At 57.5% G+C, this 18,777-nt stretch carries 22 protein-coding genes; 4 read left to right on the top strand and 18 right to left on the bottom strand.

Annotated elements, in window-relative coordinates:
- The first annotated feature begins 312 nt into the window (after positions 1–312).
- The 4 genes from ACKXF9_RS15115 to ACKXF9_RS15100 all read left to right on the top strand — a co-directional run bounded on the left by ACKXF9_RS15115 (position 313) and on the right by ACKXF9_RS15100 (position 6,031).
- Entirely contained in the window at positions 313–2,646 is a 2,334-nt protein-coding gene (locus ACKXF9_RS15115) for a peptidase domain-containing ABC transporter (RefSeq protein WP_418266669.1), read from the top strand.
- Positions 2,647–2,887: 241 nt separating this feature from the next.
- Positions 2,888–3,337, top strand: coding sequence for a hypothetical protein (locus ACKXF9_RS15110; RefSeq protein ID WP_339395140.1), 450 nt, complete (start codon positions 2,888–2,890; stop codon positions 3,335–3,337).
- A gap of 2 nt (positions 3,338–3,339) precedes the next feature.
- Positions 3,340–4,452, top strand: a complete 1,113-nt coding sequence (locus tag ACKXF9_RS15105) for an HlyD family secretion protein (RefSeq protein WP_249236939.1) — start codon at positions 3,340–3,342, stop codon at positions 4,450–4,452.
- A gap of 49 nt (positions 4,453–4,501) precedes the next feature.
- Positions 4,502–6,031 (top strand): Ig-like domain-containing protein, encoded by a 1,530-nt coding sequence (locus tag ACKXF9_RS15100; protein WP_339395142.1) that lies wholly within the window; start codon positions 4,502–4,504, stop codon positions 6,029–6,031.
- Between the two features lie 135 nt (positions 6,032–6,166).
- On the opposite strand, the gene glmS is transcribed toward ACKXF9_RS15100, so the two are convergent.
- The 18 genes from glmS to dtd form a co-directional block, all read right to left on the bottom strand.
- Positions 6,167–7,987 carry a glutamine--fructose-6-phosphate transaminase (isomerizing) gene (glmS, locus tag ACKXF9_RS15095; RefSeq protein WP_418266692.1) on the bottom strand — a complete coding sequence of 607 codons (1,821 nt, stop codon included), beginning with the start codon at positions 7,985–7,987 and terminating at the stop codon, positions 6,167–6,169.
- 301 nt (positions 7,988–8,288) lie between these two features.
- Positions 8,289–8,846, bottom strand: coding sequence for a hypothetical protein (locus tag ACKXF9_RS15090; RefSeq protein ID WP_249236941.1), 558 nt, complete (start codon positions 8,844–8,846; stop codon positions 8,289–8,291).
- Entirely contained in the window at positions 8,843–9,712 is an 870-nt protein-coding gene (locus ACKXF9_RS15085) for a DUF5685 family protein (RefSeq protein WP_418266668.1), read from the bottom strand. Before ACKXF9_RS15085 ends, ACKXF9_RS15090 begins: the two co-directional genes overlap by 4 nt.
- A gap of 68 nt (positions 9,713–9,780) precedes the next feature.
- The gene (locus ACKXF9_RS15080) at positions 9,781–9,975 is read right to left on the bottom strand and encodes a hypothetical protein (RefSeq protein ID WP_418266667.1); all 195 of its coding nucleotides are present in this window, start codon (positions 9,973–9,975) and stop codon (positions 9,781–9,783) included.
- Positions 9,976–9,982: 7 nt separating this feature from the next.
- Entirely contained in the window at positions 9,983–11,188 is a 1,206-nt protein-coding gene (locus tag ACKXF9_RS15075; protein ID WP_418266666.1) for a THUMP domain-containing class I SAM-dependent RNA methyltransferase, read from the bottom strand.
- A gap of 103 nt (positions 11,189–11,291) precedes the next feature.
- Positions 11,292–11,420 carry a hypothetical protein gene (locus ACKXF9_RS15070; RefSeq protein WP_418266665.1) on the bottom strand — a complete coding sequence of 43 codons (129 nt, stop codon included), beginning with the start codon at positions 11,418–11,420 and terminating at the stop codon, positions 11,292–11,294.
- The gene (locus ACKXF9_RS15065) at positions 11,417–11,860 is read right to left on the bottom strand and encodes a S1 RNA-binding domain-containing protein (protein ID WP_418266664.1); all 444 of its coding nucleotides are present in this window, start codon (positions 11,858–11,860) and stop codon (positions 11,417–11,419) included. The genes ACKXF9_RS15070 and ACKXF9_RS15065 overlap by 4 nt, the downstream gene beginning before the upstream one ends.
- 39 nt (positions 11,861–11,899) lie before the next feature.
- Positions 11,900–12,205 (bottom strand): septum formation initiator family protein, encoded by a 306-nt coding sequence (locus ACKXF9_RS15060; RefSeq protein WP_249236946.1) that lies wholly within the window; start codon positions 12,203–12,205, stop codon positions 11,900–11,902.
- Between the two features lie 44 nt (positions 12,206–12,249).
- Positions 12,250–12,678, bottom strand: coding sequence for a hypothetical protein (locus ACKXF9_RS15055; RefSeq protein WP_339395146.1), 429 nt, complete (start codon positions 12,676–12,678; stop codon positions 12,250–12,252).
- Positions 12,675–12,962 carry a YabP/YqfC family sporulation protein gene (locus ACKXF9_RS15050; RefSeq protein WP_249236948.1) on the bottom strand — a complete coding sequence of 96 codons (288 nt, stop codon included), beginning with the start codon at positions 12,960–12,962 and terminating at the stop codon, positions 12,675–12,677. The genes ACKXF9_RS15055 and ACKXF9_RS15050 overlap by 4 nt, the downstream gene beginning before the upstream one ends.
- 57 nt (positions 12,963–13,019) lie before the next feature.
- Positions 13,020–13,265 (bottom strand): RNA-binding S4 domain-containing protein, encoded by a 246-nt coding sequence (locus tag ACKXF9_RS15045; protein ID WP_339395148.1) that lies wholly within the window; start codon positions 13,263–13,265, stop codon positions 13,020–13,022.
- Between the two features lie 73 nt (positions 13,266–13,338).
- Positions 13,339–13,608, bottom strand: coding sequence for an HU family DNA-binding protein (locus ACKXF9_RS15040; RefSeq protein ID WP_249236950.1), 270 nt, complete (start codon positions 13,606–13,608; stop codon positions 13,339–13,341).
- A gap of 54 nt (positions 13,609–13,662) precedes the next feature.
- Positions 13,663–14,373, bottom strand: a complete 711-nt coding sequence (locus tag ACKXF9_RS15035; RefSeq protein WP_348583209.1) for a MazG family protein — start codon at positions 14,371–14,373, stop codon at positions 13,663–13,665.
- A 172-nt stretch (positions 14,374–14,545) separates the two neighbouring features.
- Complete coding sequence (locus tag ACKXF9_RS15030) at positions 14,546–14,980, bottom strand: zinc ribbon domain-containing protein (protein WP_418266663.1); 435 nt, start codon at positions 14,978–14,980, stop codon at positions 14,546–14,548.
- A gap of 169 nt (positions 14,981–15,149) precedes the next feature.
- On the bottom strand, positions 15,150–16,112 hold the full coding sequence (locus ACKXF9_RS15025; protein ID WP_418266662.1) for a uridine kinase family protein: 963 nt from the start codon (positions 16,110–16,112) through the stop codon (positions 15,150–15,152).
- Positions 16,078–17,547, bottom strand: coding sequence for a coproporphyrinogen dehydrogenase HemZ (gene hemZ / locus ACKXF9_RS15020; RefSeq protein ID WP_418266661.1), 1,470 nt, complete (start codon positions 17,545–17,547; stop codon positions 16,078–16,080). The genes ACKXF9_RS15025 and hemZ overlap by 35 nt, the downstream gene beginning before the upstream one ends.
- Before the next feature lie 149 nt (positions 17,548–17,696).
- Complete coding sequence (locus ACKXF9_RS15015) at positions 17,697–18,308, bottom strand: MBL fold metallo-hydrolase (RefSeq protein WP_418266660.1); 612 nt, start codon at positions 18,306–18,308, stop codon at positions 17,697–17,699.
- Positions 18,309–18,313: 5 nt separating this feature from the next.
- Entirely contained in the window at positions 18,314–18,775 is a 462-nt protein-coding gene (gene dtd, locus ACKXF9_RS15010) for a D-aminoacyl-tRNA deacylase (protein ID WP_249236956.1), read from the bottom strand.
- Between the last annotated feature and the right edge of the window lie 2 nt (positions 18,776–18,777).

Genomic DNA, 18,777 nt, shown 5'->3' with positions numbered 1-18,777 from the left:
ATTCAGCTTAATGATTTCTTAAAAATTGACCACTTGAAGAAGATGTTGCATTGTGGTATACTTTTTATGTTCTTTGGAAATTAGTATCTGATTTTCCAAAGTCCGGTACACAGTTCCATGGGCATTTTGCCATTTTTAGCAGCAGCTGACCGGTGCTTTGCCGCCGTTCTCCGCAGGACGGGGTAAGCCACCGGTTTTTATACTGCTTACAGACTGTGTTTTTTTGCGTTGTCAGAGCTGCTGCCGTCCGCTTCCGTTGGAAGTGTTCTGCAGTCGTTTGAATAAATTTGTATATGATCAAAGGAAGCATCTATGCGTTATACCTACGTCCGGCAGCATGACACTACCGACTGTGCGGCTGCCTGCCTCGCAATGGTGTGCCTCCATTACAAAAAGGAAGTTACCATCACCCGCCTGCGCGATATGATGGGCACTGACCTGAAAGGCACGAACCTTGTTGGTTTGCAGAAAGCCGCTAACGAGTTGGGTTTTTCCACCGCAGCGGTTCGCGTGGACCGTGAAAATTTCCTCAGCGATTTCTCTTTGCCCTGTATCGCACAGGTCATTACCGACCAGGGTCTGGCCCACTTTGTGGTGGTCTTTAAAAAGACCACCATCAAGGATGAGGGTGAGCGCCGCAAGCACATGCTGAAGGAGTCGGAATCCGCCAAGGAAGACGAAAAGAACGGCAAAAAGCACAAGTGCAAGGATTATGTCATCATCGGCGACCCCGCCACAGAGCTGAAAAAAATCAGTCTGGATGAGTTCTACAAGAACTTTACGGGCGTTCTGCTGCTGATGAACCCCACCTCGGAGTTCAAGGGCGGCAAGGTGGAAAAGGGCGGTATGATCAAGCGCTACATCGACCTGCTGCTGCCGCAGAAAAAGCTTTTCTTCTATGCAATTTTCGCCTCTCTGATCACGACGATCCTCGGCATTGCATCCTCCATGTTCAACAAGATCCTGATGGATGAGGTGCTGCCCTACGGATTGGATAATCTGCTGATCACGCTGATTCTCGTGTTCAGCATGGTCAACCTGACCAATACTCTGGTCGGTTTTGTCCGGCAGTGGGTGCTGATCCATCTGTCCATCAAGATCGATATCCCGCTGATGATGGGCTACTTCGGGCACATCTTCCACCTGCCCATGAAGTTCTTTGCCACCCGCAAGACCGGTGATATCACCACCCGTTATTCGGACGCAAACACCATCAAGTCCATCTTCACCAGCATTGCGCTGAGTCTGATCATGGATATCTCCATGGCCATCATCACCGGCATCATTCTGTTCCGCATGAACGCGATGCTGTTCTCCATTTCGCTGTTCATGGCTCTGGTCAGCATCCTGCTGGTGCTGATCTACAAGCAGCCGTATAAGAAGATCAACGAAGAGACCATGGTGCAGTCTGCTGCACTGAACAGCCAGATGATCGAAAGCCTGCGCGGCATTGAGACCGTCAAGTGCAACGCCAACGAGGACACCGAGCTGGAAAACCTCGAGCGTGAATACATCAAGAGCCTGAAGATCAGCCTGCGTTCCAGCCGCATCAGCACCACACAGGGTCTGATCTCCGCCTTCATCTCCATGATCTTTGGCATGCTGACTACTTATGTCGGCATCAGTCAGGTGCTGAACGGCGAAATGACGCTGGGCGGCTATATGGCTTTCAGCACCCTGTCTTCCTACTTCACTTCTCCGCTGAGCAACCTGATCGGTCTGCAGATGCAGATTCAGGAAGCCAACATCTCCATGAAGCGTCTGACCGAGATCATGGACTATCCTTCTGAGACTGCCGGCGACGAGGATCGCACGGATCTGGAAAAGGTGGAGGGCGACATCGAGTTCAAGGATGTTACCTTCCGTTACGGCAACCGTGCCCCTGCACTGGATCACATCAGCTTTACCATCCCGGCCGGTAAAAAGGTGGCTCTGGTGGGCAGCAGCGGCAGCGGCAAGTCCACCATCACCAAGCTTCTGCTCAAGTATTATGAGCCGGAGGATGGCGAGATCGATTTCAATGGTGTGAACCTGACGGAGTATACCAACGATTCTGTCCGCCGCGCAATTTCCTATGTGCCGCAGAACGTTGAGCTGTTCAGCAAGACCATCTATGACAACATCCGTGTTTCCCGCATGGATGCTACCATGGACGAGGTCAAGGAAGCCGCCAAAAAGGCTGATGCGCACGACTTTATCCGTCATCTGCCCCTGCAGTACAACACCTATCTGGAGGAAGCCGGCAACGGCCTGTCCGGCGGTGAGAAACAGCGCATTGCGCTGGCTCGTGCTTTCCTGAAGGATTCCAACCTCTACATTCTGGATGAGTCCACCAGCAACCTCGACTTTGCAACGGAAAACCTGATCTTCAACATGATCTATGATCAGCTTGCGGATCGTTCCATGTTGATCGTTGCTCACCGTCTGTCCACTGTCCGTGACTGTGACATGATCCTGGTGATGGATCACGGCCAGATCGTGGAGCGCGGCACCCATGAGGAGCTGCTTGCCAAGGAAGGCAGATACTACGAGCTGTGGAACATGCAGCAGGGTATTTACCGCAGCAAGAAAAAGGCAGAACCCAAGCAGCCTGTCATGCAGGCTGTCGTGGAAGAGGATGACGACGGCGAGTCGATCACCTATTGATATGCTGAGATCGGATGAAGTTCCGGTTCCATAATATGACTGCCAGGGCCATCGATGCTGACAACAGAAAACCTGCTTGTCTCGTCTGTCCTGAATAAGGAAGATGGTGTTACCCTGAAGCGGCGCGGCCTGCTCAGGTGACAATGCCTTACTATGGTGTGCCCGGAGACAAAGCGCCTCCGGGCACATTTTATCTAACGCCGATGTAAAGTAAATCTGAAACGAAACAGAGGTATTTATCATGAATGAGATCAAAGTAGCTGAAAACAAGACCCTCAAGCTCACCAATGTGCTCTCCCGCGAGATCCGTCCGGAAGAAATGGCCAGCCTGCCGGTGGTGCTGACCCAGATGCACAATTTCATCAAGAGCAACAATGCTCAGCCCATCGGCCCCATCATCCAGTCCTTTGCACTGGGCGAGGATCATCAGATGCACCTGTACATGATGCAGCAGGCCACCCAGCTCATCCCTCAGATGGACCCGGGCTACCACATGGATGCCATCCTGCGCGTCAAGAACTGCCTGTACGCCCACTACACCGGCCCCATGGAAAACAGCCAGCTGGCCTCCTACAAGCTGCAGGTCCACGCTTTTGAGAACGACCAGAAGCTGACCGGCACTTCTTATACGATCTATGTCAATCAGGATTCTGACGATGCTGTGATCGATGTCTTTATGGAGACCAAATAATTATGACAATGAAAGTTCAAAGCCTGACGGACCTGCAGGACCGCCGTATCATGCTGGACAGGGATGTGCCGCCCTACGGTTACGCCTTTGTCATTCTGGTGGGCATCTTTATGGTGTTCCTTCTGGTGTGGAGCACCCAGACCAACCGCATTTATGTCAGCCAGAACACCGGCACCGTGCAGGCCAGCAACAAGACCTACATCATGTCCAGCTATTCCGGTTCCATCACCGAAATGTATATCTCGGAAGGCAGCTATGTGAACGAGGGCGACCTTGTGGCGCACATCAAGAGCACGGACATCGATATGCAGCAGGACAATCTGGAAAGCCAGCTCAAGATCTACCAGACCCAGCTGGACCAGTATAATAAGCTGCTGCAGTGCGTGCAGGACGACACCAACTACTTCAGCGAGACGAACCCGGAAGATCAGCCTTACTACTACCAGTACGAGACCTACAAAAGTCAGGTCTCGCAAAAGACCTTTGACGCTACTGCCTATCAGGCTGCCGGCTATTCGGATGCTCAGATCAAGACCATGATGGAGCAGAGCCAGAGCGAGGTGGAGGCCTTGTACTACTCCACCATGCAGTCCATTTCCCAGAGCATCACCAGTGCGCAGAGCAACGTGGACAACATTCAGGCCCAGATCGATACCCTGAACACCGGTGCCAACGATTATTATATCTATGCTCCCACCTCCGGTGTGATCCACATGGATACCCCCTATAAGGAGGGCATGGTCCTGAGCGCCGGTTCTCCGCTGGCTACTGTCGCCAGTGAGAACGACGATCTGGAGGTCGTTGCCATGGTCACTGTGAATGACCGTCCCCTGCTGCATGTGGGCGACCCCTGCAAGATCGCCATCACCGGCCTGTCGGAGTACTCCTACGGTACTCTGACCGGCACCGTGACCGCGATTGACAGCGATGTGACCGCCAGCACCAATGCATCCTACTACAAAATGACCATCAAGCCGGATACCACCTACGTGGTAAGCAAGAGCGGTGATAAGGTAGACCTTTCCAACGGCATGAGCGTTACCGCCCGTGTGGAGTACGACCAGATCACTTACTTTGAGTACGCAATGGAAGCACTGGGTGTTCTGTTCCATTAAAACCAGACTGTCAGCCGCTGCCAAATCACCCCAAAGAGGTATACTTACTATGAAATCAACCGCAAAAAAACTGGCCGTCTGTGCGGCAGCGTTTTGCCTGCTGGCCTGCGGCACAGCTGTGTCTGCGGCCGCAGCAAGCCCGGTCTCCGGCCTCGCCCTGAGCGGCATTACCATGCCGTGGGATCAGAATGTACCTGCCGAAAGCATTGAAGCCGGCAGCTATACCGCCAATATGCTGCTGGGTTCTTCTCAGCAGCTGTCCCCCGTGGTGCGTCCCCGCAACTCTACCGATTCGGTGGTCTATATATCGGACGATACCTCCATTCTGACCGTGAGCAACACCGGTGTTGTGCAGGCCGTGGGTGTGGGTACTACCCGTATCACAGCTGCTGCCGGCAATCAGATCTGTGCTTACACCATCGTGGTCTCCATGGATTCCTCCATGATCGTGACCGAAATGGATCTTTCCCTGTCTTCCAATACCATTTATGTCGGCAACTCGGTATCGGCACAGCTGCAGGTGCGGCCCACCTCGGCCTCCAATTATGCCACCGTCACCCTGACCTCTTCCAACGAAAAGGTAGCCACGGTGAATAATTTTGGCCGCGTTACCGGTGTCGCCCCCGGTACTGCCACCATCACCGCTACCTGCGGTTCGGTGACTGCTACCACCAATGTTACGGTCATGAGCATTCCCAACTCCGGAACCGGAACCGGAACCGGCACCGCCAGCACCGGTTCTTCCAACAGCGGTCAGGTCATCACGGTGAATCCTTCCTATGTTGTGCTCAAGCCCGGTGCCACCCGCACCCTGACCGCCAGCGTCAAGCCTTCCTCTGCTTCTCAGAAGTTCACCTTTAAGTCCGCCAACAGCAACATTGCCACGGTCAGCCCCAGCGGCGTGATCACAGCTGTGGGCACCGGTGCAACCTCCATCACGGTCTCCAACGGCACGGCTTCTGCTATGGTCACGGTCATTGTCAACCGTTCTGCCGCTTCCTCGGAGGAATCTTCGGACAGCAGCACTACAAAGCCGGAGGACGATACTCCCATTGAGATCGATCCCGTGGTGCAGGCGATCCAGGACAGCACGGACAACGAGATCGTCTTTACGCAGGCCGAAGTTCCCACTGTGACCGGTGATATTCTCAACGCCCTGCGCACCACCGGCAAGACCCTGTGCGTGGTGGGCGACGGCTACACCATGCAGATCGCAGGCAGCAACGTCAAGAGCACCACCAGTGAACTGGATACCATGCTCGTGCTGACCGAGAGCACGGAGGGCATTGAGTTTGAGCTGGACAAGGGCAAAGCCCTTCCCTGCTCGGTGCGCATCGATCTGGATGTGAGCACCTATACCCGCTTGTATCTCTACAACCCCACCTCTGGCAAGTGGCAGTACCTGAACAGCTACACGGACGGCATCATCACAGCAGATACCGCCGGTCATTATCTGCTGACCAATCAGAACCTGAAATTTGCCAACATCAACTGGACCTTCTTCATTGCCGGCGGCGTGACGATCATCATTATCGGCATCGCCTATATCGTGCTGAAAAAGCGCTACTGGTTCTGGTAAGCCGGAAGCTCTATAAAAACAGCAGCTCCCCTCTCTGACAGCTCAGAGAGGGGAGCTTTTTCGTTCTATCCATCGGTCCGGCGTCCGCATCTTCTCAGAGCGGCCTGCGGGCCTTTCCAGCGCGGTTTTATGCCATTACTCCACCGTCACGCTCTTTGCCAGATTGCGCGGCTTATCCACATCACAGCCGCGCAGAACAGCCATATAGTAGGCAAACAGCTGCAGCGGCACAATGAGCTGCAGCGGCATCAGGATATCCTCGTATTCATCCAGCCGGACCACCGCATCGGCCACACCCTCGGGCACCACGGCGTCCTTTGTGGTAAACAGCAGCACCCTTGCGCCGCGGCTGCGGGTCTCCTTGGCATTGGAAATGGTCTTTTCGTACACCTGTTTCTGGGTGGCCAGTGCGATCACCGGCACGCCATCGGTGATCAGGCTGATGGTACCATGTTTCAGTTCACCGGCTGCATAGGCATCCGAGTGCACATAGCTGATCTCCTTGAGTTTCAGGCTGCCCTCCAGCGAGAGCGCATAGTCGAACCCGCGCCCAATGAAGAAGCAGCTCTGGGTGTTCACATAGCGGCTGGCAAGGTACTTGATCTGCTCACAATCTGCAAGGCGCGGCTTGATGACCTCCGGTGCGCGCAGCAGCTGGGCCGTAAAGCGGCGGGTCTCTGCCTCGCTCAGCCGTCCGCGCGCGTAGGCCAGACGCAGGGCAAACAGGTACAACACACACATCTGCACCGTGTAAGCCTTGGTGGAGGCCACAGCGATCTCCGGCCCCGCATAGGTGTACATCACGTAGTCGGCTGCGCGCGCAATGGAACTGCCCACCACATTCACGATAGCAAGCACCGGCACACCGCGGCTCCTGGCCAGCTTGAGTGCTGCCAGCGTGTCGCTGGTCTCGCCGGACTGGCTGATGATGATGACCAGATCATTCTTTTCCAAAATCGGGTCCCGGTAGCGGAACTCGCTGGCAATGTCCACCTCGGCAGGCACACGGGCCAGCGCTTCAATGGCAGATTTACCCACCATGCCGGCGTGCATCGCCGTGCCGCAGCCCACCAGATGCACCCGGCCAATGCCGCGCAGCACCTCGTCCGTCAGCGCCGGGATGCGCAGCTCCGGCATTCCATCCTCCACACGGGGGCTCACTGTGGCCGTGATGGCGGCAGGCTGCTCGTTGATCTCCTTGAGCATGAAGTGGGGGTAGCCGCCCTTCTCAGCCGCTTCCATATCCCAGTCTGCCGTGAGCTGCCGACGTTCCACCGGCTCACCAAATTCGTTGTAGAAGCGGATGCCCTCAGCCGTGCAGACGGCCATATCGCCCTCTTCCAGCACGCTGTATTTCCGGGTATATTTGAGCAGCGCAGGGATATCCGATGCAATAAAGTTTTCGCCTTCCCCCCAGCCGACGATCAGCGGGCTTTCCCGCTTGACCGCAAAAATGGTGTCCGGGTAATCGAAGAACAGCACCGCCAGCGCGTAGCTGCCGCGCACCTTGGAAAGGGCCTGCTGCAGCGCCCGCAGCGGGTCGCCGGTATAGCAGCTGTCGATCAGCTTTACCAGCACTTCCGTGTCGGTCTCGCTCTGGAAGGTATAGCCCTTTGTAGCCAGCCGTTCCTTGAGCAGCCCGTAATTTTCAATGATGCCGTTGTGCACGATGCTCACACGCGGCGTGGAATGCGGATGGCTGTTCACATCGCTGGGCTCGCCATGGGTAGCCCACCGGGTGTGGCCGATGCCGCAGAAGCTTTGTGCCAGCTGCTGCGCTGCCAGCTTTTCCCGCAGGGCTGTGAGCCGCCCCTTGCTTTTTACTACGCAGATCCCTCCGTCCAGTGCAAGCGCCACACCGGCGGAATCATATCCGCGATACTCCAGCTTTTCCAGCCCATCCAGCAGCACATCCTGTGCATTGCGCTTACCGACATAACCAACGATGCCGCACATACAAAACACCTCCATACCGACCGCTCCCGCGCAGAAAAGCGCAGTGACGCACGGTCAGCTCTCTTGTACAGTTTATGTTCTTGTATGGCTTTCTTTGAAGGGATCTGTTGCGGTATTGCTGCCGTTTTTTGCCCTTCTCTGCGGCTGGTCTAGCCCTCAGCCGGAGAAACATCCGCCGAATCTTTCGATGATTCCTCTCCTCGTCACCCTCGCGGCTGTCACCCGCGTGGCCCGGCGCTTTGCGTTACCTGTGTGCTGCGCTCTCCCCTTTCTGATGCCTCATTATAACACAAAGGCTGGCTCAACGCCAGCCCAGAGTTTTATGAAGTTTCGGCCGCCAGACCAGCCGGTACATCATGAGCATGTTGTGCAGTGCCCGGTCGTACAGCACAAAGGCAACATTGCCCATGGCCAGCGTTGCCAGCGATACCGCCAGTGCCGTGGTACGCAGCTCCTGCGAAATGCTGCCTGCCGGTACCAGCAGAAATACCAGTCCATACATGGCCAGCACTGCGCCGTTGCACAGCAGCAGCTTGCAGACAATGCGCAGAACAGCAGGGCGGATGCGCTCAAACTTCGGCTTTGCCAGCGGGTAATACCCCAGCAGGAACACGAAGATCAGCGCCACTTCCTTATCCGGCACAAAGAGCAGTGCCAGCAGGCTGACCGCAGCGTAGGCCGTCAGGGCCAGCTGCATCCCGCACTCCACGCAGACTGTTGCAACAAGGAAGCCCGCCACTGCAGGCGCAATGAACATGGCAATGGGGATCACGGCCCCCAGCAGCATCAGGGCGACACACAGTGCCGTCACGATGCCGCAGTAAGCCATGCCCCAGCTTTTTTGATGTTTCCGATTCATGGGATCTCCCAGTTTTCCCTCTCAACGCCTGCTTCCAGCGGCTCCACCGCATGATGCAGGCCCAGCAGCATGATATTATCCAGCAGACTGCGGTTCAGCTTGATGTCCAGCATACTGTACACCCGGATCAGGTCGTTGGCCACCGCCAGCGCCTGACGGCGGGCATTTTCCATCGCAGCAGACTGCCCTTTCAGCTCATTCACCACAAACACGTTGTAGCGGCCGCTGCGCTTGTCCGTTTCAAACCGCTCAGCCTTATCCAGCAGATAAAAGATGCGTCCGATGCTGCTGCCAATGTAGCGCATGCTCTTGCGCTGGCTGGGGTCATCGGTGGCAAGGGTGGAATACAGGGCACCATAGATGTTGCTCATGGGTTCCGCTGCGAGGGTGTAGTTTTTGGCGCTCAGTTCCATCTGCGTCACAGCCTGCTCCCGCTCCTGCACGAACAGGCGTTCCAGTGCCGGGTTCTCCTCCACAGCACGCATGTAGGCGCGGCGCAGCAGAAGCCGGTCCACCGCACGGCGCAGACGCTTGAGCGGCTTCAGTTCGCTGTATTTACGATCCTGCAAATTGTGCCAGCCCAACAGCACCTCCACCTGTGCGGCCAGCCGGATGCCCTGGGTCTGGCACATGAGCCTGCGCCAGGCCAGTGTGCCCGGGACCCGCTTGCGCTGGCAGGTGGCCTGCCGCCCGGCCAGACTGTCTGAAAGGATGGCAAACAGCACGCCATTGCTCCGCAGCAGATGGCAGGAATATAATCCGTATGCCTCGTACAGCTGGCGCCGCACCCCGCGCAGATACCGCAGGTAGATATTGTAATCCCGGATGGTGAGCTCCGGCAGATATGGCCACATCCTACCCTTCATATACACCTTTTCCTCCTCGGAAGAACCGCAGAATAGTAAGGTAAGTATAATCCATTTTCAGCCCGGGTTCAACCATCCTTTGTAAAAAGAGCATGAATTTGTCTCATCTTTGCAGCACACAGCACTGAACATGGGATAAAACTTTCTGTGTGTGCGTCCGTTTCCCCTGCTTTGGCAGGAATTTTTCCGTTTTGATTTTTCCGGTAATTACCGGCTGTAATGTAAAAAGCCGCACGGGACAGCTCCGGTGCGGCAGGTAACATTTATCAATTACTTCTTGTCAAAACGGTTCGGCGTAGTGCGCTTGCCGTCAAAACCGCTTTTCGGCATGGGCTTTGCGGTGTGTTCAAACTTGGGTGCATTGTAGTACATATACAGCTGGCAGGGGATCATGCCATTATACATCTTGCGGCGCTTGTTGGCACGCTTGCCGTAGTGGTTCTCAAAATCCATATCGGCAGTGATGGCGTACACGCCTGCACAGGGGTGTGCTTCCATCTGCCGGCCCAGCGTGCGGGCCAGCTTAGCGGCACCTTCAATGGTGCTCATGCGCTCGCCGTAGGGGGGATTCGTCAGCACGATGGCCTCCTGCTTTGCAGCAAAGTCGGCCACATCAGCCACTTCAAAGTGGCAGCGCTTTTCCACACCGGCCAGCTTGGCATTGGCATTGGCCAGCGCCACAGCAGCAGGGTCGATGTCATAGCCGAAAGCTTCAAAGCCCACGTCCAGCTTGGCCTCGGCCAGTGCCTTCTGACGCTGCTCGGCCCAGATGGCTGTCGGCACAAAGCCATAGCGCTCGGCAGCAAAGCGGCGCTTCAGGCCGGGGGCAATGTTCATGGCCTTCTGAGCGGCTTCGATCAGCAGCGTGCCGCTGCCGCAGAAGGGGTCCTCCACCAGACTGTCGCGGCGCACACGGCCAAGATCTGCAATGGTGGCTGCCAGGGTCTCGCGGATGGGCGCCTCCATGGCGTTGCGGCGGTAGCCGCGCTTATGCAGACCATCGCCGGTGGTGTCCAGCATGATCTCACACTGATCCTTGCGCAGCATGAAGCGGATCTTGTACTCGACACCGGTCTCGGGCAGCACAGAGGTGTGGTGCTTTGCCATCAGGCGCTTGACCACAGCTTTTTTGATGATGCTCTGGCAGGCGGGCACACTGGACAGCTGGCTGTTCAGCGAAGAGCCGGTGACCGGAAAGGCTGCGTCTGCGGGCAGCAGTTCCTCCCACGGGATATCGTACACACCGTCGAACAGATCATCGAAGGTGGCGGCCCTGTAGCGGGCCAGCAGCAGCATCACGCGCTCCACCGTGCGCAGGTTGAGGTTGGCTGCGGCGATCATATCGGCACCGCCGGCAAAGCTCAGACGGCCATCCTCTACCCGGATGTTCTCTGCGCCGATGCGGGTCAGCTCAAATTTTGCAGTGGACTCGCACCCAAAAAAGCAGGGAGCGATCAGTTCAAATTTTGCAGGCATTGCAATTCCTTTCTTTCAGCGAAAAAACAGACCTGCCCGATCAAATGAGACAGGTCTGTTCCATCCTTTTGACTTAGAGCGGACTGAGAAGAAGTGCCGTTTCTCAGCGGCGTCCGCCACGACCGCGGGGCGCATAACCACCGCCGCGGCGGTTGTTGGTCTCGTGGTCGAGATCTGCCATCTTCTCTTCGCTCTGGCTCTTGAAGCGGCTCATCATGTCCTCAAAGCTCATGTTGTCGGAATGGACCGGAGCCTTGGGCTGCCACACACGGGGTGCGCTGTCACGGGCAGGGCCTCTGCCGCCTTCACGGGGGGACGACCATTGCCGCCGCGGCCTGCACCAAAGTGTCCACCCTCACGGGGGCCGCCCGGGCGCGGAGCGCCGGGACGTGCTCCGCCTGCGGGGCCTCTGCCCTCACGCGGCTGGCGCGGAGGAGGAGGCAGCAAACGCTTGATGGACAGTGCGATCTTGCCGTCCGGTGCAACATTGATGACCTGCACCTTGACCGTATCCCCAATATGCAGGACTGCTGCAATGTCCTGCACGAATTCATTGGACACCTCGGAAATATGGACCATGCCCGTACCGCCCTCCGGCAGTGCGACAAATGCGCCAAACGGCTTTACACCGGTGACGCGGCCCTCGAATACGTTCCCTACCTCAATTGCCAAAACTCAATACTCCTTGTTTTCCATAGTATCGGCAGCCGTTCAGCTGCCGGTCACATCCACAAAGATGCGCTCGTTCGGTGCGGCGTAGTTGTAAGAATCCCGCGCGACCCATTCTGTGATCTGATCCGAATCGCCGCTGAGGATACGCTGCATTTCCTCATTCTCGGTTTTCTGCTGGTCGATCTGCTCGTTCAGTGTGTCCAGCTCTGCGCGTTTGGAGCTGATGCTGACCTGATTGGAGATGTACGCTGCCAGCATGCTCAGCAGCAACAGGACAAAAAACACCCGCACAAGCGTTTTAACGACCACTTTCTTCTTGCGTTTTCTGCGGTCCGGTGCTGCCATTGTTTCTTCTGCCCCCATTGCAATTTGGTTCTTACTGATGTCACTTATGAATTATACATCATCCGGCGCTGGTTTGGCAAGTTCTTTTTGCGCTTTTTTGCGGTTCTTTTTGCGTTGCGGCGTAATTTGCGGGCATTTTGCTGCCGGACACGCCGCTGTGCGGCAGGCCGGAGCACCCGCCGCTGCAAAGCCTTCCCTGCCGCGCGCAGCGGCACGCCCAGAACAAAGGCCGCAGCGCCTGCTCCGGCAAAGCCAGCTGCTGCCATATACCAGCGCAGCACGCCCGCCGGGCTCTGCCCCGCCGCATAGCTCTGCAGCAGGGTCAGCACCGTGCCCACCCATAGAAAATCGGGCACCCACGCCGCCCGGCCTCTGACCGGGAACACGGCCCGCACCACACCGGTGCACCCGCCCAACACCGTGCAGGCGGTCAGCTCCTGCGCAATGGCTGAGGGCGGCAGGACCGGGATCATCGCAGCAGGCGGTGCAGAAAGCTGCCCGCCGGGGCGCTGGCCGTATATTCCAGTGCGTCGATGCGGCCGGTGAACTTTGCCTCCCCGGCCTCCAAGTCCAGTGCCGCCATGCTCAACTGTGCCCCGGCAAGATGCAGGATGCCCCTGCCGGTCTCTATTGCAGCGCTGTCTGCATTGCAATGCAAAACCTTCTGCACGCCGGTCACGGTCAGGCGTGCACGGCCCTCTAAGATCAGGTCATGCGGCGGCGCAGGCTGCGGGCTTCTGGTGTTTTTTTCCGGCATTGCTCGTCTCCCCTTTTCTGGTGCATCCTATGCACCAGACGAGAGCTTTTATACCGTTTACTCGCTGATGATCTCGTACATTTCGCGGGCCACATCCTTGGTGCGGGGCTCCACATCCGAGAGCACCCGCACCTTGATGGGACGGTTGCCGAAGGTCACCTCAATAACATCACCCGCCTTGACGGCCTGACTGGCCTTGGCGATCTTGCCGTTGATGAGGATGCGGCCTGCATCGGCCACTTCGTTTGCCACAGTGCGGCGCTTGATGAGCCGCGAAACTTTCAGATACTTATCCAGACGCATCGTCTTATCCTCCTGTGATGAAAAATGCCGCCGCACCTCCTGCGAGGCAGCGGCGGCAAAAGAAAACAGCTTCTTACAGGGTGTCCTTCAGGGACTTGCCGGGCTTGAACACGATGCTGCGGGAAGCAGCAATGGTGATGGGCTCACGGGTGCGGGGGTTGATGCCCTGACGCTCTGCACGCTCGCGCACCTCAAAGGTGCCAAAGCCGGAAATGGTGATCTTTTCGCCCTCGGCCATGGCCTTGCCCAGTGCCTCGAACATGGCATTGACAGCCTGCTCAGCATTTTTCTTGCTCATCTCAGTGTTCGCAGCAACCTGTGCGATCAGATCGGTCTTCGTCATAAAAATACCCTCCAAATTTGTTCCTTGGTGTTCTTCTTTCTCTATCGGAGCAGGTCACTCGACCTGAGTACCGCTTTGTGGCTCCTGTTCCAGCAGCCCGGCACAGAAGCGCTTGGAGGCAAAGGTCAGCGCCTCCTCTGCGTCCACTCCGGCCAGCCGCATGGCGTTGGCTGCAGCAAACAGCAGCTCCCCCGCCGTCCGGGCATCCTGTTCCCGGCTCCACCCGTCCAGAGCATCCTGCAAAGCCTGCTGCGCCCGGGTCTTGTCCGGCTGCGCCGCACCGCAGCGGTCGGCACGCTTCTGCAGCTTCTGAGCACGCATCAGTGCAGGCAGGGTGGCGGGCACCGTGCCCAGCTCATCGGCCAGAGTGGTGCGGCCCTTTTCCTTATTTTTGAGCGCATCCCAGCCATTTATACCGGCATTCTGCGCTGCTGAGGATGCAAAAATGTTCGGGTGGCGGAACACGAGCTTCTCGCACACCTCACGGCAGACATCCTCAAAGGTAAAGTGTCCGCGCTCCTCTTCCATCACGGCATGGAATGCCACCTGCATCAGCACATCGCCAAGCTCTTCCTGCATCAGCACCGGGTCATCGGCATCGATGGCCTCCAGCACCTCACAGGTCTCCTCCAGAAAGTTCTTCCGGATGGAGGCATGGGTCTGCACCTTGTCCCACGGGCAGCCGTTCTCCGGGTCCCGCAGGATGCGCAGGATCTCCAGCAGCTGTTCTGCCGTGTAAGGGGCCTTGGGCTGCCAGTCCAGCACAGTGCTCACACTCCTTGCAAAAGATACTGCATATTGTACCGCATCTTCCGCGTTTTTTCAAGACAGCACCGGCAAATTCCGGCAATTTGCCTTTATTTTCTGTATTTTAGCCTATCCCGCAAAAAACAGGACGGTGCCCTGCGGGGAGCGCCGCCCTGTTGCCTGACGGAGATTACAGCTGTGCGCCGCACTTATTGCAGAACAGTGCATCGTCCGAAACGGGCGCGCCGCACTGCGGGCAGCTCTTGTGCTCTGCAGGCGCAGCCTCGGCGGCAGGAGCTTCCGGCTCTGCCGCGGGCTCCTCCTCGTGCGCCACATAGTCCACTTCTGCGGCTTCTGCCGGGGTCAGCGATGCCTTCAGGCGGGTGATCTCCTGCTCGATGTTATCGATCATTTCGATATACTTATCCACCAGCGGCTGGTTTTCTTCCTTGCCCTTGGCCAGACTGTACACCAATGCACCCAGCTGACGCTGTGCCTTGAGCAGCTTGCCCTGTTCGTTGACGATCAAAGCCTGCGTTTTGCCCTTTTCGGCCAGATCCAGTGCAGCGTTCTTGCCTTTTTCGGCATATTCCAGACCCATTTCCTTGATCCTGTTGAAATCCATAAAAGACACCTCTCTTACTATCGGCCTGTTTATCGTGGGCCATGTGCGGATGTTATCTCCATTATAGCGCACAGGCCGCCCGTTTGCAACGAACGGGCCGCATTTTTTACAGTTTGGTGCCGGTTTGGAAACAGTTTTTTCGCATTCAGACTAAATTTACACGACATTTTCACACATTGGCATCCTGTGCCATGCGGTCGGCCGCACCGCCGTAGAATTCCCGCAGCATACTGTCTTCCGGCAGCAGCTCCAGCTCCAGCGGTGCCACATGCTCAAACCGGCGGGCAGTCTCATCCCACAGCTCGGCATTGTGGCCTTCCAGCGTGAACTGACGGCGCACCACGCCCAGCAGCTTGGAGATCAGGCCCAGCTCGTAGGTAAAGGAGGTATCCAGCAAAAAGTCCGCTGTGGATTTGAAGCCCTTGATATAGCGCGTTTCACCGTCCAGCACGCGGTCCCACATGGCAAGGGTCTTTTCCGGGCTGCGACCGCGGGCGGCAGCATCGCGCAGGGTGCGGCGGCACAGGCGGATATCCTGTGTATTGATGACTCTCCGGCCATCGATGCAGTATTCCTCCCGCAGGCCGGCATACACGCGGTAGATATCGTCGCCTTTCACAAGGCCGGTGAGCTCCGGATTCAGAGCATGGATGCCCTCCACGATGCATACACCGCCCTGCAGGTCGATGGGCTCCACCTGCTCCGAGCGCTTCTCTGCAGAGAAATCATAGACTGGCAGCACGGTCTTTCCGGTCTCGCTGAGTTCCCGCAGGCACTGCTTGATGAGGGGCAGGTCCAGCGTATCGGGGTTTTCGTAATCCAGCGTGCCGTCCGGCAGCCGGGGGTAGAACTCTGCCCCTTTGAAGAAATTATCCAGACTGACCACCTGCGCCGGAGTCCCGCGCTTTTGCAGAGCTTTTGCCAGACAGTGGGCGCTGGTGGTCTTGCCGCTGGCCGACGGGCCGGTGAGCATGACGATCTTTGCGCCGGAGAGCTGCACCTTCTGGGCGGCATAATCCACACGCTGCCTGTAGCTCCGCTCGCTCAGATCTGCCAGCATCTGCGGGCTGCGGGCCGCCACATTGTACAGATCGACCTCAACCAGACGTTTCGGTACCCAGATCGTGATCATAAAAATCAGCCACTCCTTTTTTGCGTTCCAGCACCTCCGCAAAACGCTGGATATATTCGTTCGGATATTTGAAGTTAAAGATGCGCTGCATCCGTTTGCCGCCGTCGGCCACCAGCTTGGTGCTGCCGCCTGCACCGGCGGAGAGGATGGTCTGGACTTCCTCCATGATATAGATGTTGTAATATCCCTCGTGGCCCGGCTTGCACCAGCCCACGTTCTCAAGATTCTGCAGAGTGTTTTTCTGGCGGTAGAGGTAGTAGGGCCGATAGCCCGCCTCTGCCAGCAAGCGGCATTTTTCCAGCATGGCGGCGACGTCGGCGTAGTCGTTGGTGCTCTGGTCCTCCATGACGATGCGGGAAGCCCGCTTGAGGGTCAGGGTGTGCACGGTGATGTTCTCCGGGTCCAGCGCGATGGCCTGCCGCAGGCTGCGCTCAAAGCTTTCCACCGTGTCGCCGGGCAGGCCGGCAATGAGATCCATGTTGATGTCATCGTGACCGGCTTTGCGGGCTTCGGCATAGCAGTCCAGAATGTCCTGCGCCGAGTGCTTGCGGCCGATGCCGGCCAGCACCTCGTCCGAGAAGGTCTGCGGGTTGATGGAGATGCGGGTAGCGCCGTATTCCCGGATGACCGCCAGCTTTTCGGCATCCGTGCAGTCCGGACGGCCTGCCTCCACCGTATATTCCACGACCTTCGAGAGGTCAAAATTCGCCCGGACCGTGCCCATCAGCTGCCGCAGCTGGTCGGCAGACAGGCTGGTGGGCGTGCCGCCGCCAATGTAGATGCTGCAAAGGGTAAGTCCCGCCTTGTCGGCCTGAATGCGGATTTCTTCCACTTCCCGGCACAGACAGTCCACATAGGGCTGCACCATCTTGCGGTCGCGGTCCAGATTGCAGCTGACAAAGCTGCAGTAGCTGCACCGGGACGGACAGAACGGGATGCCGATATACAGGCTGTAGGTCTTAGGTTCACTGCCCACCTTCAGGATGGGCTCCTGCAGATCTGCAATGGCCTTGGCCATGGTGTATTTCTGCTGCGAGCAATCAAACCGCTCCAGAAAAAAGCGGTCGATCTCCGCTTCCGTCCAGCCTGCGGCGCGCTTGTCATGGATGAGCCGCACCGGGCGCACGCCGGTCATTTTGCCCCAGGGCGGGCGGAGCCCCGTCCACTGGCGCAGCAGATCGTAAGTCAGGCTGGCAAGGCTGAATTCCGGGGTCTCGCCGCCCTGTTCCACAGGCGCAGGCAGCGGTGCGTGCCGTTCAGCACTTCTGCCGCCCTGACGCACCAGCGCATGCAGGCCGTCCGGCATTTTTTCTGCCCAGACGCAGTCCTCGGCGTCCTCCGGTGGGGTGAGGGTGAGCGGTGCCATGGGGTAAAACAAACGCACCAGATGCTCCACTTCGTAGCCGGAGGGCAGGCCGGTAATATAGATCTTCATTTTCGTTCACTCTTTCAACCCTCTCAGCCTCGCATCCGCTCGGCAGCTCCCCCGAAAGGGGAGCTTTTATTCTGCATCACCGTCAGATGCATAAAACCTCCATCCTAGGAGAAGGTGGCATCGCGCAGCGATGACGGAGAGGGTTTTCTTTAAATTTCGCCGCCGCGCAGAGCGCTGCGGATATAGTAGTTATTGTCCAGTTCATCGCCAAAGGTGGAGAACTCGCCATGGCCCGGCAGCACCTGCGTTTCCCGTGGGATGGGCAGCTTTGCCAGTTTACGCAGGCTCTCAGCCATCTGTGCACTGCTGCCGCCCTCCAGATCGGTGCGGCCGATGCTGCCTGCAAACAGGGTGTCACCGCAGAAGAGATAACCGCCGCACAGCAGCACCACGCTGCCGGGGGTGTGTCCGGGCGTGTGCCATGCCGTAAAGACCAGTTCATCCACCGTCACGGTGCCGTCCTCGGCATAGCCGCAGTCTGCCGCAGAAAGCGGATACATGCGGTCGCCTGCAAGGTCGGCAGCCTCACAGTAGAGCTTTGCGTTCCACTCGGTGCGCAGGGCTTCGGCGCTGCCCACATGGTCGTAGTGGCCGTGGGTGCACAGGATGGTGGTGAGCCGGGCATGGTTCTCTTTTAAAATTTTATCGTAGGTCTGCGCATCTGCCGCCGGGTCAATGACCACGGCATGGCCTGCATCGGAAATGAGCAGGAAGGTGTTGGTATACAGCGGCGCATCGGCCGGAATGTGAAAAGCCTGCATGGCATTTACTCCTTTTTCTTCCACTCGTCGGTGTCGATGATGATGGTGCAGGGGCCTTCGTTCACAAGCGACACCTGCATATCCGCGCCGAACTCGCCGTGCTGCACGTCCTTGAGGCCGTGCTTGTTCATCTCGGCAAGGAACAGCTCGTAAGCATCCACCGAAAGGGGCGGCTTTGCGGCCTTGATAAAGCTGGGACGGTAGCCTTTTTTCGTGTCACCATAAAGGGTGAACTGACTCACCACCAGCGCGGAATAGCCAAGATCCCGGGCGCTGAGGTTCAGCTTGCCCTCAGCATCCGGAAAGATGCGCAGACCCGCACATTTGTCGGCAAGCTTGGGCACGATGTCAAGGCTGTCGGTATCCTTGACCCCCAGCAGGATCACAAGTCCCGGGCCGATGGCGCGGGGCTCGCCGCCGTTCACCCGCACACTGGCGGAAGAGACCGCCTGAATGACTGCACGCATGT

Origin of the sequence: Faecalibacterium sp. 9 (assembly GCF_048320955.1) — a bacterium.
GTDB classification, from domain to species: domain Bacteria; phylum Bacillota; class Clostridia; order Oscillospirales; family Ruminococcaceae; genus Faecalibacterium; species Faecalibacterium wellingii.
This window is presented reverse-complemented; position numbering and strand designations above follow the sequence as displayed.